The sequence below is a fragment of the Sulfobacillus sp. hq2 genome, assembly GCF_002903155.1.
GTDB classification, from domain to species: Bacteria; Bacillota; Sulfobacillia; order Sulfobacillales; family Sulfobacillaceae; genus Sulfobacillus; species Sulfobacillus thermotolerans.
Genome location: NZ_NWUL01000018.1, coordinates 21,104 through 37,190 on the forward strand (window position 1 = coordinate 21,104; position 16,087 = coordinate 37,190).

The following is a 16,087-nucleotide window of genomic DNA, read 5'->3' on the forward strand; positions in this document are numbered from 1 at the left end:
TGTTACGGCAGGATGCTTGATAGATATATACAATCTTACATATCCCTCACTTCACCAATTGTCCCATCTCGTTACCGATCCTGGTATGCTTGACGGCGTACCCACATTGGGATGAATGCTATCGTTGACGCAGATAGCTCGTATTAGTACTTAAGCGGACCTTATGGAGGGGTTATGTGGTGCAACAGTATGTATTGTTACTAGGCGCTAATCAGTATTTGCGCGAACGCTCGTTGTCTGGAGCTAAACAAGTGACGAACTTACCCATCTGGACGGCCGACCAAGGCGTCGCATATAGCCTGAACCGATACTTCGACGGCACAATAAATGTTGATCCTCAAGACGCAGACACCCTTTTAAAGAGCATTCATGCGCATGAGCTCCAAGGCTGGACCCCCAAAGCCGTCATTCCGCTAAACGATTGGACGTTGGCAGCCGCGCATACCGTAAATCGGGCGCTGGGATTGCCGTCCATGGACGCGACTACCATCCTGCGGTCCCGCAATAAATATCTCATGAAAGAAGTCTTTGCAAAATATGGGGTACCAACCGCTCCTTTCGTTCTCATCGAAACCGAGGCTGACCTTATGGAGGCCATCGAAACGGTGGGGTTGCCAGTCGTCATCAAACCGTATGACTTTGGCGGCAGCGGGGGGGTGTATTTGGCCAAAACCGTGGAGGAGGCGCGGGCGCGACTCCGGGATTCCATGGAGATGATGGACGAATACCGTCAGCAGTTCGGCATTGCCGGCAACAAATTCTTAGTCGAAAAGTTCATTGCGTCGCGTGATGAAGTGTCGGTTGAGGTCTTGTGTTTTGATGGTCAATATCAAGTCATTACAGTAACCGAGAAGTATTTGTCGCCGGAACCGTGGTTTGCTGAAATGGCCCACTTGGTACCGAGTCATCGCATACATGATCGCCCGCTGTTGGACATGGCCATTCACGCGTGTAAGGCACTCAAGCTTTCGTTGGGCATGGCCCATGCCGAGATCAAAATCTTGGATGGGCAAGGGTGGGTGATTGAGGTCGGTGCTCGTCCTGGCGGCGATGGCATTATGGACCAGATTGAGCGGGCCTATGATTTCAATCCATATGCCGCTCATGTCAAAGCCTACCTAGGGGAGTCTCCTTTTGATATAGTTCGGAACATCACTCCGCAACGGACCGCCGCCATTGCCTTTCTCAAAGCACCTCCAGGCATCATCACCGACATACGTCTGCCAACGAAACTGCATGACTGCGTGAGGTCCTTGGCGATACAAGCCAGCGTGGGCAAAGTCTCTGAACCACCCATCGCCTGGCGTGCCCGAGAAGGGGTCGTGGAATACACATGGCCGCACCTTTTCACATCTAAACCGGATGAGCCGACACGGTTAACGGAGGCGTTGTCTCAAGAGATTTTTGTCACGAAGAGTTTGTGAGATGTATCTTTACCTAGCACTCTCTGGAATTTACCGCTTCCTATCCGGAGCGGTGCTCTTGTCCGTTAACTGGGGACTGTCTAGTAGTGCAAGCGACCACTATCGAGCCTTAGCACTTGCCAGCGTCCTGTCCTTTGTCCCTGCAATTTTTGTACCCATGATGACCCGCAATGTTCTTAAAAAATACGATGGTTCCCGTATCTCGGCCGTGGGTTTGGTCGGCGTGGTGGCCAGTTGCGTGGCGCTGTTCTGGGTCCACTCCGACGAGACCCTCGTTGTAGCGGTTAACTTCATCATTTGGACATTCTTCTTCATATTGGAAACCAGCTGGGAGATGTGGTTCGCTGGGATTGCCAAAGGCTATGCCAATGATCTCATCCCGAAGTTCAGTTCCTACTCGGTAACCATCAATCAGGTTGCCTTAATGGTAGGCCCTATTTGTGCTCCCTTTATTATCCACGCCCTAGGATACCGCAGCTTTTACCTTGTTGTCGCTGCCGGCTTCAGTGCTCTCACACTGGTCGTCATCGGCCGACCCATAGCGGAATCGCCAGGGACCCCACTGAAAGCACCGGCATCCCGAGGCGGCGGATTTCTCTTTCTGGCCTTGGCCCTAATTTGGCCTACGTTGGGTAGTTTCAATTTCATGTTGCCTGTGCAGGTGCGATTGCATCAGGGGTCGATGCTCGATGTGGCGCTGTTGGATGCTGCTCTGAGTATCGGCATGGCGCTATCGGGATTTGTCTTTTCGCTTTGGTCCAGAGCGATTAGTTTTCTCGCGATAGCCTTCATTGGTGTCTCCATCGTCTTGAGTTTCCTCTTGTGGTACATCACGGCACAAATTGATGAGCGCCTCTTCGGTCTGTTATTGCTGGGATTTGGCTTTGGCGGTTTGCGCATCCTTGCACGAGCGATTCTGGCACATCGATATGGCACTGCAAATGTGGGGGTGATGGTCTCACGGGCTAACAGTCTCGCGTTGCCCATTCTCATTGGCACATTGGCATTAGCACGCATACATATCGCCGATACGTGGATGCCGCCGTTTATTTTAGCGCTTCTGATGGCCTTGTCGCTTTTGGGCAGTATTTCGGTGAACGGCGGTGTGCGTATGCAGCCGTCAATGGAGGAATGAATAGCTATGATTGTTGATGATGTGCGAGGAGTGAGTGCCGCAAACCGTTTGGGACCGGAACGACTTGCCAGTATTGGAACAGGCACTGGTCGGGTTGTTAGGAATGGAGTACGTTCCGGAAGATGTGTTGAATTCAGAGCGTCCGTCATTAGCCAGTCTTGAGATTTTGTGCGTCGATTTGGTCACGACCATGGAGCAAGCCAAAATTCTACGCGCACGGGAATGGCTTCGGTCTATGAAGGAATTTGCGGAGCAGTCGGAGCGCGATCAGTTGCTGCTGAGGGCCTTGGAACACTGGACGAATCGACGCTTTGAAGAGTCGCATCGTAACTTACGACAAGTGCTGAATCGCTATCCACAAGACATTTTAGCCGTATGGGCCTGTCATATGCTCGAGTTCTACATGGGCTGGATTTCGCAGATGCTTACAACGATGCAGTTGGTCCGTGATGCATGGAATGCACAAACGCCATTACTGACGTACTTTAAAGCAATTGATGCCTTCTCGCTCGAGGAGAATGGAAACTTCGAGCAGGCTTTGACATCCGCAAATCTCGCGTTGACCCTCAATGCCCGCAATGTTTATGCCATTCATGTCGTCTGCCACTATTACTACGAAACTGGGCAATTTTATGAGGGCAGTCGATGGATGGAGGCACATCGGAGTGAATGGTGCGACAACTCCTCTATGCGGATTCACATTTGGTGGCACTACGCCATTTTCCGACTCTATCTGATGGACATTGCCCAGGTGTACGAGATCTATGACCAGGAACTCCGTCGCAAAAGCGATCCCAATTCCCTCGAGGATCTCGATGCGGCGTCATTGTTGTGGCGTTTGCATCTCTTGGGGTACGACGACTCGTCACGCTGGATGGAATTGTACCAGTCGTGGAAGCACTACGGGCTCGAGGAATTTTATTGGTTCAATGACCTGCATGCCCTGATCGTCCTGCTCGCTAATGGGTATGGAGACAAGGCCGCCGCTCTCGCACAACATTCCATTACGCGAAGTGAGCCCGGATCCCAGGAAACACTGCGCCATGCCTTACGCGGATTCGCATTTTTTGAGGCAGGGGAATGTCAGTGGGGTTTGGAGGATTTATGGCACGCCATGCAAGGGACGCCATTTGGTGGGAGTAACGCCCAGCGAGACATCTTGGAATTGACCGTCGCCGTAGCCATCACGCGATTGCCCAACGGTCCTCCGACGCTCGACTCCCTAATCGATCTCGGTCGAAGCTTGAAATATGAAACCCCATTGCGTAATCAGCTGTTATCCCAGATGCGTCTAGGAGTGAGAGAAAATGGATAATGTAAACACGTTGAGCGATCTATTCAAACAACTGGCAGAAAGTGATACGAGTCAGAGGCTTGCCATCAATACGGTCAGTTTTAAGACCGCTCGATGGCGTTTAACCAAAAAATCTGGGATTATTGTGCTGCCACACCAGATCGAGGCTATCTTGTGTGTGGAGACCAATAAAATCGATTTGGGCGAAGTCGACACTACGCGCTCTGAAATGATGGAGCCTTTTCTCTTAGGAGCTGGGGAACCGTACTACAAAAAGGCGGGCATTCGCCTCTTGATACGTGCCGCGAAGGGTGACGCTGACGTCGTCATTTATATGTCGTGGCAACCCGGTGAACAAATCGAGCAAAAGGCGTTCCAAGAGGCAGCCGACAGCCTGGATGACTATTATTTTGGCTATGATCAGCGGTACCGACGGGTTTATGACGCTGGCGCGCAGTTGTGGGAATCCGATCAACCCAATGCATCGCTAGTAAACATGCTGCAAAAGCATTTTGAGCTGGCCAAAGGGCGTATCGTGGACCTAGGATGCGGCGAAGGACGAGATAGCCTTTACCTTGCGCAACAGGGACTGGAGGTTACAGGCGTCGACATATCGAGCGTAGCTTTGGGACGTGCGCGTGAGTTGGCACACCAACTCAGATTACAGACGGTGCGGTTTATCGAAAGCGACGTCATCTACCTGCGCCCCATTGCGGATTCTAGTTATGACGTGGCCCTTAATATGGGATGCCTTCACATGTTAACGGACACTAAGCAGCGATCGCGCCATATTCAACGGGTGTTTGAAATCCTTAAACCCGGTGGATATTTTTTGGTTGATCACTGCAAATCCGACTGGGGGAAAGGGTTCTATTCCATTCCGGATTATGATGCGGTAGCCAAGGACTTGATTCCGGGTCAGGTCATTCCTCGCCGCGTTCGGGTCGATGGTCAGGAGGTCGACATTCCCTTAGAAGTTCTTCCGCATTTGGATCAAGCACCCGAGGTTCTCATCGATGAAATCTGTAGCCACGGATTTGACATGGTCGACACCGAATCCAGCAATACCGAAGCATTCGGAAACTCCGCGGTGGTTTTGTTTCGCAAGCCCAATCTATAACGCCATAAAGATTGTGTAGTGAGCACCGTCGTGCCAGCAGAGGGCCCTCGTTCAATCTAGTCCGAACAGGGGCCCTGCACAATTGACTCAGACGATCGGTAGAACTCGTTAGTACGGATGTGAAGAGTTTGGGGTCTGTGTAGTATGGGAGCAGAAAAGGGCAATAAGCGACGATCAGCATGATAATACCCAATCACCGAGCCAAATTAGGCCGATCGGGAGACGAACATACGGCACCCTGCGAAGATTCGTGACGGAAATGAATCGGAGTGCCTTGCGGTGTGTTCCCGGCGATTTGAGAATTTTTCAGATCACGCCGGTGACTTTTTTAGTGCAGGGGTCCCGCCAACAAAACGCGGATTTCCCCCGGTAGAATTGGGTTAATATGGTATTTAATTCATCTATTCTGGCTACCGCACGCATGAATGTGTTTCATTTCCCTGATGGGTCCACCCTTCGTCAATGCTACACCGTAGTCCTCTTAATCATGTTTTGTGCGGTTCACAATACGAAAATCAGGTGTCGTGGCTAAAAGTGTTGATAGGACGGCATTCTGAACCGCACACAAGGCGCTTGTGTGCGGTTCAGCGGTGGGCACCGCGTCGATCAGATCCCGCGGGATCGCTGCCATTTTCCTCTCTACCGGGAGACCACCGTCGCCATGGCGGAGGCGGTTCTATCATCATTGTCGCCAAGAGGACCGTGGTGGCCGTGGCGACGTTAATATCGATGGATTGTGGGGATCGCCGCCCAAATCTTGGACGCCCGTGTTCTGTAACGTGCATCAATGCACGTGCGTTATGTTTATGACAAGATTGTGAGAGCAACTGGAGGAAACCCATCATGATAAAACATCTCGCGTTAGGATCACTCGTCCTCTTGGGCGGCACACTGCTCGCAGGCTGTGGTGTCAGCGGGCATCTTTCCGCTACGCCGACCGGCAACGGAAATTACAATGTATCCGGTACCGTCCATACTAGTGGTGTACCCACCTCTTCAAGCCCATCGTCGAACCCGCCACCGGCATCAAATACGTCTTCAAATCCTCCTAGCTCATCGGCCATCGTCCAACCCTCCACGAACGTCTCAATATCTCCCAGTGAGCCAGAGTCGAGTCCCGTGTCGACAACGATTGCGTTGCCGCGTGACGCGAGTCAATGGCCGCCGGTTGTCCGAACGGCGCTCACGTGGATTTCGCATCATGACGTCGGCATCGGGGATATAAGCTTACCACTGGAGGGCCCCCGATGGATTCCATCGGGCGTCTTATCACCGATGGCGACCAGCACTGTTGGTCGCCAATATTCCGTAGGACTGTGGAATACGACTACTGCCTTGGCCGTCGTCAACAGTCCGTCCTTAAATCAAGATAAAACTGCATCGGCCGCGATTGCAGGATGGACAATCGACGCAGGTGGATCCTCACAGTCACATCCCCTGACATCTCTTGAAGGCGTGAATGGATTCTGGTCTGCTCCGCACGGATCGGAAACCGCTGTCAATCTGGGGCACGGTATCATTGGAAACTATTACGCGTACGGCGAATTCCATTCGGGTGTAATCAACGGGGAATCAAACACGGTCCGGCATTTGATCGTATGGCATGAGGGACAATGGATCTGGGAGGTGGGCCAAGGTAGTGAATCAGCCGATCAAATGATTGCCGAACGCCTCGTATCCTATTTCCACCAAGCTCTGCTGCCGCCCGGTCCAGGCGTCGGAGTGGTTATTAACTTGCACCAAAAACCACTGACCCGAATGGACTGGTCCCCAAAGGGACCCGAAATCACAGTGCACTTGTCGGATAGCATCCCATCGCTGGCTAATCCTATCGATACAGCGCACATGGCAGTGTCTTGGCAGGGATGAACAGTTTTTGTAATGCGATGACATCCCAAGACACACAGAAAGGCCGCCTAGTTATATCGAGCGGCCTTTCTGGTGATGTGCGTTTACCAGCCAGCAGCACTGGCTTGATCTGCGGCCGTATTCCCAAGAGAGTAACTATCTGCAGCTGTTGCACCGTCTGCGTTAATGTAGCCGTAAGCAGGCGTTGAATCCCATTCCGAAAAGCTGCTGAACGATTCGCACGAAAGGCCTAAACTACTACATGCATTGTTGATGGCCGTTACGCGGGCCACCCACAGCAATCACGCAAATACTCGAATCTTGTGTGGAGCGGGCAGCGAAATCCGCATCGGACGTCACAAGAGGCTGGTAGTATCCAGCATCATACTGGTTGATATCGATTTGAAGCGAACTAATCGTGTCAATGGTATCATAAGCCAAGAGAACGATTTGCCGACCGGTGCTATTGAGCCCATAGGGAGTCGACCGAAGAATGCGAGTCGTCGCAAACGTTGGCACGGTTATATTGGTGCCAGACCCACACGACGCACTCAAATAACGGTACTGAAGACCTGTCGGGCCCGTCACATAATAGGCTCCTTGATAATTCATCGAATCGATCGTATCGTAGGCATTGCCGTACGCTAGAAAGAGACTAGTCCAACCGTAGGCTGTTGCCGTGGGACACGCACAGGCCGATTGCTCGTTTATGCAGTTGCCATTATACCAGGAACTTCGGCTTAAAAGTCCCTGCCAATCGGTAACATTACAATCGTCACCTTGTTGATACCACCAAACACCTGCCGCAGCGTTGATAGGGTCGATGGCTTGGATTTGTGTACTTGAAGGAGTCGGTTGGCCTGTAGCATTATTCTGGGCCCAGAATTTTGTCTGAAACTCCGAGATTGAGGTTGGTTCCATCTGCAACCAATTATTCCCCGGACCTCCATCTTCAAGATTGCCTATTGCAAGAGGAATCGGTGACCGAACATTTAAAACCGCTGCTGCTCCGACAAGATAATCCGCCATTAATTGCCATGCTGGCCCTTGAGCATAGTAGCTAGCTAACGTATCGGCCTGATCGTATTCGGTGTACGCACATGCAAACACAGTGGACATTATAAAACACCCTTTCCTGTTGTAGTATTTGACCTTACCGGTCTACTAAGGTAAGAGACAAATCTGCGGAAAAAGCGGACAGGGTGGGCGCAATAAATTTTTTCATTGATGCAGATCCTCATGATATTGCTGCATAAGATAATCGCGGAGCACCGATAAAACGATGTGGTGATGCTGAAGTTCTTCCTCCAATGCTGATGAACACCCGCCGGTGGTATCCCACTGCGCACAACACACGAGGATGGCTCTATGTTCCTGCCGACACGCGTGCCGAAGGTCTTGTTCAGAAATCATGGGTCTCGCCTCCTAAACCGCAAATTTGTTGAAGAATCTGAGGGGGATGCGTCTGCAGCGCGAACCATAAGGTCACGCGGAGTTCTTGGTGTAAATCGGCAGAGTCCGCAGCCATTCTCGTCCACGATTGATAGCGGCTCATTTGAGGGGTCAATTGTGGCAGCAGCGCTTCGAAGGCGTCCGCATTCCCCGCGCAAACCTGACAGAGGGCTACGAATAGGGGCACTGACTCCGGATACGCCGGATCGCCCGACGCACCGTCCGATCGGTGCAATGCAGAGCCTGAGCCGTTTCCTTTTGCGTCCAACCGTGATTGATCGCCTGAAGAATGGCTTGATCGCGCGGCGTTAATTGCCGCAAACAGTGAGCCATCCACATCGACACCGCGATGTCGGAATCGGTGGAATGTGGATCCGCGTGCTCCCATAAGACTTCCTCCTTTTCTCTTGGTTCCAATGCCACCTCCGAAGCATGCTGGTGGCGTTGGTCTATAAACCAACGCACCGCCGCACGTCGCAACACCGTCTGAATCCACGCTCGCACTTGCCGCTCTTCGACGGTCATCATGAGGATCCTCCTGGCCTCAACATCAGGGTTCCACTGAACAGACCGCCCAGAAACACGATGATTTCCGCAACGCCTTTCATGCGTGTCCACATTCCTCTCGGATGTCGATAGATTGAGCGTACACCGCGAATCTGACACGAACCTGGCAATAACCTGCACCTTATCTGCACCTTATCTGTCATTGGGTGCTGTTATCTGAATAGAACAGACAATCCGATCAATGAGAGGAGGGTCGCTGCGCGTCTACGCCAGAGGGTAATAACAAGACATATCCGACATCCCGCCGGGTCAGGAGTACCTGGGGGTGACGCGGATCGGGTTCGATGGCCCCACGAATTCGATGCATATGCCGATAAAGGTCTGAAGGCGCATGCCAATCTTCTTGAGGCCACCCCACCCTGAGGAGGGTCGCATCCGGAATCAGGCGCTGGGGATGGTCTACCAGGTAGGCCAGCAGATGCCAGGTGCGCGCTGGTAGAAACACGGTCCGATGATAGCGGAGCACGATCTGTTGGTCGCGATCAATCGCAATCGCGGGCGTAATGACAATGAGGGAAGGGTTTTCGGACATCTCGCGTCCTCCTTCAATCCGGAAACGTTCGACGGAAGACATCCGCAAGCGCAGTCTGGCGCCGATCAGGGAGTCCGGCTATCCTCCCGCAGGGAGAGGACCCGTGACTTTGCGACCCCGCCTTGCGGCGGGTGTGCCATTTTTTGTCATATACTGAAGATAACGCCGGGCCGAGGGGACAAGTTACCGCTAGGCGCCAAACCCTGTCCCGTCTTCTTGACATAACGCCCCCTTCCCGGACCCCGTGCGCCTCTTGGATCCGTTAAGAGAAGTCAGGAGACTCTGTGCACGGACGCGATTTATCGTTATACTAGTATGACATAAGATAAGGAGGTGCTGTGCGATGTTTGCCGTCCGTTTGCCCCCGGATATCGAAACGCGATTGGAGGAACTGGCCAGAAAAACCGGTCGGACCAAAAGCTATTATGCCAAGAAAGCCATTGCCGACTTCCTCGAAGCTGAGGAAGACTATCTTCTGGCTATGGCCCGCCTTGAAGAACATCACCCACGCATCGGATTGGAAGCCATAGAACGTGAACTCCACCTGGACCGTTGAGTTTGATGCCGCAGCGCATCGCGATCTCCGGGCATTGGATCCCACGATTCAGCGGCGCCTCGTGCAATTCTTGCGCACCCGTGTTGCCGGGCTCGACTCGCCCCGGGCCTTAGGCAAACCCCTCAAGGGGGAAAAAACCGGACTGTGGCGCTACCGGGTGGGGACGTACCGGATCATCTGTCTCTTAGAGAATGACCGCCATGTCGTGGTGGTGGTGGCCATTGGCCACCGCCGCGAGGTGTACCGCTAAAGAGGTTTTGGGTATCATGGGCCCCCCTCCCCGGAATCTGCGGTGAATTGCCCCCAAAGCATTCCGAAAGGATGTGTGTGTCGCAGTGGGCTCATTCGGATCTTGCAGGAGTTGGCACCATTTCGACCGGTGTGGCGCATAAGGGCGGATCGTCGCGTCTTTTGCGACGCCGCTTTGCTACACTGAAGACGATCTATATTAATAAAAAGCAGGTTATGGGGTCTGTGTAGCAAATGGAGCAGAAAAGGGCAACAAGGTTCGTATGATAATCTAAGGCGCATAACTTCACCATGTAAAGAGACCTTCGTGATCCAGATCTGCGTTTTGTTGGCCGGACCCCAAAAAGGTCTGGGCTCGGGCTAGAGTTCGAGCTCGTCCTCCTGGCTCTTAGGGGGATGCGAGGGCTTGCGGTCTTGCGCTCGCCGTGCACGCATTGTGGCGTCGCGTTGGGCAGTCGCTCGGCGTTCGGCCTGGAAGTCTTGGAGAGTCGGATTGAGCTGCTCCATAAACCGCGTGAAGACATCTGGTGTGCGCCAATCGGCAACACGCTGCGTAAGAATGCGGGAGCTCAACGTTCGGGCCTCCGCGACCAGCTGACGACGAAAAGTCGTCTGGGCCCAGGCGGCGTGCTGGCGATTGGCCGCATTGAGACTGACAAGGGTCGCAAGGGTGCCGATCGTGCACGCTTCGGCTAGCGCTGTCCGCGTCTGTTCCACGTGCGGTTGCAGAGCCTGCCAGGCGGTGTCCTCAGTCTGAGAAGCCCGCTGATAGCGCTGGATGCGCGCATGATAGGCCTCTGCGTCTTGTCGGAAACTCGCTAAGTGTTTTTCCTTGTCGGCCACCTGCTGGCGGGCCGCGCGCAGCCGATCCGCATGAAAAATCCGTCCGAAGAACGTATTGACCTGCGCCAGATCTTTTTGCGCTTGCGTCACTTGTTGCTCCCAATGCTGCACGACGCCATCATAATCGCGCGCGCGATCCACCTGGGCGGCGAGGGCCGTAAGCGGCGCCCCGTCCGCATCGCGCCATTGGGCGGCAAAAGCCGCAGCGGAGTCCGGAACCTGCGCCAGAGACAGCACGAGGGGATCGACGGCTAACGCCTGCAAGGCCTGCGTGAGCGCGCTGCCCAGGGGCATATGCTGCTGCTCTAACCGGTGTAGAGTGGCGATTTCTTCGGGGGTCCAGCCATGCTGGCGACGCGCCTGATCGCGGTGCTCCTCCACCTCCTGCTGAAGCAGGTCGCGCTCAGCGCGGACCGCAGCGAGATCCTGTCCCAAGAGACTACCGGGACTGGCGTATTTGACCCGCGACAAAAATGATAATTTTAGCCATAATGGTGTGGAAAAGGAGCTGACGCAGGTGATACGAGTTAATCCCGAACTGACCGACGATCAATTGCTACGATTATTTGATAAAGGGACACTGGGCCAATGGACCCCCGACGCTATTGAGTGGGGGGATTTAGATCGCATTACGCCTGACCTGCGCCACGCTATCGCCCAGGTGCTGACGCCTGTCTATTTGGGAGAGCAAACGGCGATGTACGGGGTCAGTGCGGTACTGCCGGATATGCTAAGCCATGGACATCATGAGGAAGCCTTATACCTCAGCAGTATGGGCTTAGATGAGGGACGTCATTTTCGCAACTTACACAAACTCTACCACATCTTTCAGGAAGAGCCGGCAAGCCGCCACCGCATTCCCGAGATGTTTCGATATCATGCCCGGCTTCTGAGTCATAAAGATTCCACAGAGTGGATCTGGGGCATATTAATTAGCGATCTATTTGCCAAACACTTTTATGGCGGCCTATTTCAGCGTTACCCTGATACCGTGGTCGGACGGCTATCGCGCCGAACCCTTAAAGATGAGGCTCGCCACCAAGCATTTTCCGAGCGGTATCTGGAAAAAGTTCTGCCAACCATGGACTCCGAACATAAGGCACAGCTCATTGCCCTGCGCGATGATCTCTTCCGAACCATGGAGGCCATTGGCCATCGACTGTACGATTCGATGATGGTACTGGATTGGAAACCTGAAGACTTTTTACATGATTTATCTCTCGATACTGAAAGGTGGGTTAAACGCTTGGGCATTGAGACCGGAGTATAATCCGGTCTCTTTTTTATCGACCGCACAACCTCCTCCGCAGGGATTTGCCATACGAGAACCTTTCACGCTAGGGTACAATACGAAGAGGAGGGGTCTCATCATCATGCCAATACCACAATCATTGCGCCAATCCATCACCCACGTTCGCCGCCACCATTACCAAGGGGGCCAATGGTGGGCCGAAGAGGTTGAAGTCGTCAGGGAAGAGGCTTTAACTCTCTTTGTCAATGGACATGAGTTTGTCACAATGGTAGTGACACCTACCGATTTAGAAGAGCTTGTGACGGGTTTTCTTGCCTCAGAAAATTTTATTTCCCGGGCTGACGCCATCACGGTCTTCCAACATCATCCGGGTACCCAACAAATTTGGGTGAGAGTCCCGGGTCTCGACCCCACCCGTATCACGCAAACCGGAACGCGCTATCTCAGCAGTTGCTGTGGGCGAGGACGTCCAGGGTTTTATTTCATTGAGGATGCTAATATCAGTCCCTTAGTGGTCGAGCCCTTGTCGCATCCGCTTACTGCCGAGGCGATGACCACATTATTTGAAGAATTTAGCCAGTGGACACACCAACAGCATTCAGGAGGATTGCACGCCGCCGGATTGGCCTACGGCGCAACACTGTTGACGATTCGCACCGATGCTGGACGTCATAATGCCCTGGATAAACTCTATGGGTATTGTCTACGCCAACAAATTCACCTTTCGGACAAGGCTATCGTGTTTTCAGGCCGCCTGTCGTCCGAAGTTATTCTTAAAGCAGGACGCATGGGCATTCCCTTAATCATTTCCAATGCCGCGCCAACCAATCTCGGCATTGAACTAGCGGAAACGCTGGGGATTACGGCGGTCGGCTTTGCTAGAAACCACGAACTCAGCGTTTATAGTCATCCGGAGCGCATTCTCCCATTTTAGTTGAGGGCCTACGCGCTAAATAGTACAAACCCGCATCACAAACCTATGCGGTCGGTTGCCCGTTATCCCGTGAAGCGTACCGCCGATCACTTTTTTAAGAAAGCCCTCACTCCTAACCTTCGATAATCGTGTCGTCAAATCCCAAGCGTCGCGCGAAGGTTGTCATGAAGCGAACGCGATCGACCCCAACGGCCACGTCAATGTTCGGGCGCAATGGCAACCATTCTCGTCGGTCTACAACTGTCATTCCCCGTGTCAACGTTCCATACCGCTCAATATCCACCGCGTAAGGAATAGTGTCGCACAAGTCGGGCTCTTCTGCGAGTGCCACCGCTAACGGGTCGTGCAGTGGCGCTGTCCGGTCTCCTATAAGACGGCCAGGATTATAGGCGCCCAAATAAAAGTCGACAGCCCCTTTCAGCATGGCAGCATACGGACGACGCGGGTCGAGCGTCTCTAGCATCGCGTCACTAATCCGCACTTGCATCGTCACGTCCAAGCCCACCATCGTGATAGGCATGCCAGAGTGAAAGACAATCCAAGCGGCTTCCGGATCTCCCCAAATGTTCGCTTCCGCCACCGGGGTGACATTCCCCCCTACAAAAGCCGCTCCGCCCATAATCACCAACCGTTTCACACGCCTGACCATCTCGGGATGCGCCGTTAAAGCGGCCGCAATGTTCGTCAGTCGCGCCGTAGCGATGAGAACAATCTCTCCGCTAAGTTCTTGGGTGACCTCACCGAGATACTGGACTGCGCTCTGGGCTTGCACTGCGATGCCTTGTGGTGTGAAGGCATAGCCTCCGAGCCCATCCGTACCATGAAACGCTTCCGCCGACGGCTCCCACTGACCGACTAAGGGGTGGGCAGCTCCTTGATACACCGGCGCTCCCCGTTCGGCTAGGCTCACAACCGCCAAAGTATTTCGCGTTGTGGTCTCAACATCGCCATTACCAAAGCACGTAGTAATCCCCCGAACATCCAAGCGGTCTGAGGCCAGCGCGTATAACAACGCTAATGCGTCGTCAATCCCCGTATCGACGTCCAATACCACTGGCATCTTCTGCATAAATTCCGTCCTTCCCCATCCTTAAGATACCCTTATTGTACCATCCCCCACTTAGCCCTTGCCGAATCCTGTCTTCGTGATCACGGATATTGTTTGTCCCGGACCACCAGCGCCAGCGCGCGTGCCAAATCATTAACCGCATATCGTTCTTGCGCCAAGGTATTGTATTGCCCACCCACTTCAATCAGTAAATCTCCAGGTGCCAACTGCTGATTGTAGCGGTAAGGTACCATATCGATGCCATCCCCCTCTAAAATTCCCGGCGCTATCGCCGCCAAATGATGGGCAACATGGATGGCCAATTCAAGATTTTGATGCCAATAGGGATTCGGCAATAATTTATTGCTCCCGACAATCAATAAAATGCGTGCTGTTGACACCCCATGGATCTTCGCCGTTGTTTCTGCCAAGGGTTTTTCACTACGATGAATATCGACAAGAATGTGAACCGTAGGATACCAGCGAAGCAACCGCTTCGCTGTGTGATATGACTCATTATAGCTTGGCAGTAACCCTTGAGACATGTTGTCTACCCGAGACTGTACCACCGCGACCCCTTGACTATGCAAATCCTGTGCCAGCCACCAACCGACTTGCACCACGGTTTTAGACCAGTCAGTGGAATAAGCCGTGGGCGCATTTTTTGGCAAGGACGGCCAGAACGATTCGTGACTGTGCGTTTGATAAATGCCCACGATGGGCTGTTTTCCCAATTCTGCCCACACCCTTTGGTGATCACCCGGCAATCCGGGTTCAACAGCATCTTGCTCTTTGAGCCGGGGAACGCCAGTCGCAGTCCGCGACGGTAAGTTTGGAAGAGATACGGTGGCCAACGCGGGAATTTCCATTCGTAAAATGCCCGTCAAACTCGTGAGGCGCACCCCCGAAATATCTGCCAATGCCGTCATAATCACCGAACGCACGTGCCACACGGTGGAACGGGGCGAAGCCTGCGACAAGCGCGACAAAGGTATTCCGTCCTCAATCCATGTGAGAAATGAGGAAGAACTGCCCTGCCATGCATGCAGCGTCCGGTCCAACCATGACGTTTGGCGCGGTGTTCCAATAGGACCCGTGACCGGAACCGCCGCGCCCGTGCGGGCTGGGACTTTGATAAAAATCAACGCCGCCATCACCAACACCATCCCGTAAAGAGACAAGCTCGTCCAAGGAAACTGTTTAGGAAGAAAGGGACGAAAGTTCTCTTGAGGGGGCGCGCCAGCCAAAGGCAGACGCCTTTTCCAGCGAGCGGCTCTCCCAGGCTTTCTCGAAGGTTTGGACCATTTGAACCAGATAATGGCCGGACGTCGCCGGCGAGATGGCCGCGGCATACTTTCCCTCCTTTGCGATGATGATATGTATGGTAAATCATGGAGAAATAGACCAGCTTTGGGAAAAATTGCTGGGAAATCCGCGTGAAAAAGTTTTCGCGCTCGACCTGCCATGCTCGCTTTACCCCATGTCAAGGCCATGCTATAATCAAACGTCAGGAGGTATAGGCGTGGCTAATATTAAGTCTGCGAAAAAGCGCATTAAGCAAACCCAGGTGCGCACGCTCCGCAACAAGATCCGAAAGACGATGGTTCGAACGGCGGTGCGTCGATTTGAGGATGCTTTAAATCGCAATGATTTAGAAGCGGCCCAGTTGGCATTGCGTTTCTGCTATGGCCGATTGGACCGAGCGGCCCAAAAGGGTGCGATTCATCGCAACACAGCCGCACGCAAGAAATCACGGCTGGCACATCGATTGAATAAGGTTCGTCAGGCATCCGCCTAATATGGGAAAAACCCCGTCGGTTCGGGGTTTTTTTC

17 protein-coding genes and 1 riboswitch are annotated in these 16,087 nt (G+C 53.2%); of the genes, 10 read left to right on the forward strand and 7 right to left on the reverse strand.

Annotation, left to right across the window (positions count from 1 at the left end; translation table 11 throughout):
• Positions 1 to 179: 179 nt before the first annotated feature.
• The 5 genes from CO251_RS02860 to CO251_RS02880 all read left to right on the forward strand — a co-directional run bounded on the left by CO251_RS02860 (position 180) and on the right by CO251_RS02880 (position 6,842).
• Entirely contained in the window at positions 180 to 1,424 is a 1,245-nt protein-coding gene (locus CO251_RS02860; protein WP_207654603.1) for an acetyl-CoA carboxylase biotin carboxylase subunit family protein, read from the forward strand.
• Between the two features lies 1 nt (position 1,425).
• Positions 1,426 to 2,559: a hypothetical protein gene (locus CO251_RS02865; protein WP_103374303.1), complete on the forward strand. Its 1,134-nt coding sequence runs from the start codon at positions 1,426 to 1,428 to the stop codon at positions 2,557 to 2,559.
• 34 nt (positions 2,560 to 2,593) lie between these two features.
• The gene (locus CO251_RS02870; protein ID WP_103374304.1) at positions 2,594 to 3,874 is read left to right on the forward strand and encodes a hypothetical protein; all 1,281 of its coding nucleotides are present in this window, start codon (positions 2,594 to 2,596) and stop codon (positions 3,872 to 3,874) included.
• Positions 3,867 to 4,973: a bifunctional 2-polyprenyl-6-hydroxyphenol methylase/3-demethylubiquinol 3-O-methyltransferase UbiG gene (locus tag CO251_RS02875; protein ID WP_207654604.1), complete on the forward strand. Its 1,107-nt coding sequence runs from the start codon at positions 3,867 to 3,869 to the stop codon at positions 4,971 to 4,973. The genes CO251_RS02870 and CO251_RS02875 overlap by 8 nt, the downstream gene beginning before the upstream one ends.
• 843 nt (positions 4,974 to 5,816) lie before the next feature.
• Positions 5,817 to 6,842: a hypothetical protein gene (locus CO251_RS02880; protein WP_146038966.1), complete on the forward strand. Its 1,026-nt coding sequence runs from the start codon at positions 5,817 to 5,819 to the stop codon at positions 6,840 to 6,842.
• Between the two features lie 237 nt (positions 6,843 to 7,079).
• Here the strand turns inward: CO251_RS02880 and CO251_RS02885 are convergent, their stop codons facing one another.
• The 4 genes from CO251_RS02885 to CO251_RS02900 form a co-directional block, all read right to left on the reverse strand.
• Positions 7,080 to 7,940, reverse strand: coding sequence for a hypothetical protein (locus CO251_RS02885; protein ID WP_103374306.1), 861 nt, complete (start codon positions 7,938 to 7,940; stop codon positions 7,080 to 7,082).
• Between the two features lie 102 nt (positions 7,941 to 8,042).
• Positions 8,043 to 8,234 (reverse strand): hypothetical protein, encoded by a 192-nt coding sequence (locus CO251_RS02890; RefSeq protein ID WP_103374307.1) that lies wholly within the window; start codon positions 8,232 to 8,234, stop codon positions 8,043 to 8,045.
• 210 nt (positions 8,235 to 8,444) lie between these two features.
• Complete coding sequence (locus tag CO251_RS02895) at positions 8,445 to 8,801, reverse strand: RNA polymerase sigma factor (RefSeq protein WP_103374308.1); 357 nt, start codon at positions 8,799 to 8,801, stop codon at positions 8,445 to 8,447.
• A gap of 217 nt (positions 8,802 to 9,018) precedes the next feature.
• Complete coding sequence (locus CO251_RS02900) at positions 9,019 to 9,372, reverse strand: helix-turn-helix domain-containing protein (protein ID WP_158246145.1); 354 nt, start codon at positions 9,370 to 9,372, stop codon at positions 9,019 to 9,021.
• Positions 9,373 to 9,437: 65 nt separating this feature from the next.
• A riboswitch (cyclic di-GMP riboswitch) is annotated at positions 9,438 to 9,520 on the reverse strand.
• Positions 9,521 to 9,715: 195 nt separating this feature from the next.
• Here CO251_RS02900 and CO251_RS02905 point away from each other — a divergent pair.
• Together CO251_RS02905 and CO251_RS02910 are read left to right on the forward strand one after the other, a co-directional pair.
• Positions 9,716 to 9,928 carry a TraY domain-containing protein gene (locus tag CO251_RS02905; protein ID WP_103374309.1) on the forward strand — a complete coding sequence of 71 codons (213 nt, stop codon included), beginning with the start codon at positions 9,716 to 9,718 and terminating at the stop codon, positions 9,926 to 9,928.
• Positions 9,906 to 10,178, forward strand: coding sequence for a type II toxin-antitoxin system RelE/ParE family toxin (locus tag CO251_RS02910; RefSeq protein ID WP_103374310.1), 273 nt, complete (start codon positions 9,906 to 9,908; stop codon positions 10,176 to 10,178). The genes CO251_RS02905 and CO251_RS02910 overlap by 23 nt, the downstream gene beginning before the upstream one ends.
• Positions 10,179 to 10,537: 359 nt before the next feature.
• On the opposite strand, the gene CO251_RS02915 is transcribed toward CO251_RS02910, so the two are convergent.
• A complete protein-coding gene (locus tag CO251_RS02915; protein ID WP_146038967.1) occupies positions 10,538 to 11,491 on the reverse strand; it encodes a hypothetical protein in 954 nt (317 codons plus the stop codon).
• Positions 11,492 to 11,537: 46 nt separating this feature from the next.
• On the opposite strand from CO251_RS02915, the gene CO251_RS02920 reads away from it, so the two are divergent.
• Positions 11,538 to 12,290 (forward strand): hypothetical protein, encoded by a 753-nt coding sequence (locus CO251_RS02920; RefSeq protein ID WP_103374312.1) that lies wholly within the window; start codon positions 11,538 to 11,540, stop codon positions 12,288 to 12,290.
• A gap of 103 nt (positions 12,291 to 12,393) precedes the next feature.
• Positions 12,394 to 13,206 (forward strand): formate dehydrogenase accessory sulfurtransferase FdhD, encoded by an 813-nt coding sequence (gene fdhD, locus CO251_RS02925; RefSeq protein ID WP_158246146.1) that lies wholly within the window; start codon positions 12,394 to 12,396, stop codon positions 13,204 to 13,206.
• Positions 13,207 to 13,318: 112 nt separating this feature from the next.
• On the opposite strand, the gene CO251_RS02930 is transcribed toward fdhD, so the two are convergent.
• Complete coding sequence (locus CO251_RS02930) at positions 13,319 to 14,275, reverse strand: nucleoside hydrolase (RefSeq protein WP_103374314.1); 957 nt, start codon at positions 14,273 to 14,275, stop codon at positions 13,319 to 13,321.
• Between the two features lie 80 nt (positions 14,276 to 14,355).
• Positions 14,356 to 15,606 carry a stage II sporulation protein P gene (gene spoIIP, locus CO251_RS02935; protein WP_158246147.1) on the reverse strand — a complete coding sequence of 417 codons (1,251 nt, stop codon included), beginning with the start codon at positions 15,604 to 15,606 and terminating at the stop codon, positions 14,356 to 14,358.
• 170 nt (positions 15,607 to 15,776) lie between these two features.
• On the opposite strand from spoIIP, the gene rpsT reads away from it, so the two are divergent.
• Entirely contained in the window at positions 15,777 to 16,052 is a 276-nt protein-coding gene (rpsT, locus tag CO251_RS02940) for a 30S ribosomal protein S20 (protein WP_103374316.1), read from the forward strand.
• Positions 16,053 to 16,087 lie beyond the last annotated feature (35 nt).

Excerpts from the sequence above, each read along its gene's own strand:
- CO251_RS02865 (WP_103374303.1), top strand. The coding sequence starts at position 1,426 with ATGTATCTTTACCTAGCACTCTCTGGAATTTACCGCTTCCTATCCGGA.
- CO251_RS02875 (WP_207654604.1), top strand. The coding sequence starts at position 3,867 with ATGGATAATGTAAACACGTTGAGCGATCTATTCAAACAACTGGCAGAA.
- CO251_RS02880 (WP_146038966.1), top strand. The coding sequence starts at position 5,817 with ATGATAAAACATCTCGCGTTAGGATCACTCGTCCTCTTGGGCGGCACA.
- CO251_RS02885 (WP_103374306.1), bottom strand. The coding sequence starts at position 7,940 with ATGTCCACTGTGTTTGCATGTGCGTACACCGAATACGATCAGGCCGAT.
- CO251_RS02890 (WP_103374307.1), bottom strand. The coding sequence starts at position 8,234 with ATGATTTCTGAACAAGACCTTCGGCACGCGTGTCGGCAGGAACATAGA.
- CO251_RS02895 (WP_103374308.1), bottom strand. The coding sequence starts at position 8,801 with ATGATGACCGTCGAAGAGCGGCAAGTGCGAGCGTGGATTCAGACGGTG.
- CO251_RS02900 (WP_158246145.1), bottom strand. The coding sequence starts at position 9,372 with ATGTCCGAAAACCCTTCCCTCATTGTCATTACGCCCGCGATTGCGATT.
- CO251_RS02905 (WP_103374309.1), top strand. The coding sequence starts at position 9,716 with ATGTTTGCCGTCCGTTTGCCCCCGGATATCGAAACGCGATTGGAGGAA.
- fdhD (WP_158246146.1), top strand. The coding sequence starts at position 12,394 with ATGCCAATACCACAATCATTGCGCCAATCCATCACCCACGTTCGCCGC.
- CO251_RS02930 (WP_103374314.1), bottom strand. The coding sequence starts at position 14,275 with ATGCAGAAGATGCCAGTGGTATTGGACGTCGATACGGGGATTGACGAC.
- spoIIP (WP_158246147.1), bottom strand. The coding sequence starts at position 15,606 with ATGCCGCGGCCATCTCGCCGGCGACGTCCGGCCATTATCTGGTTCAAA.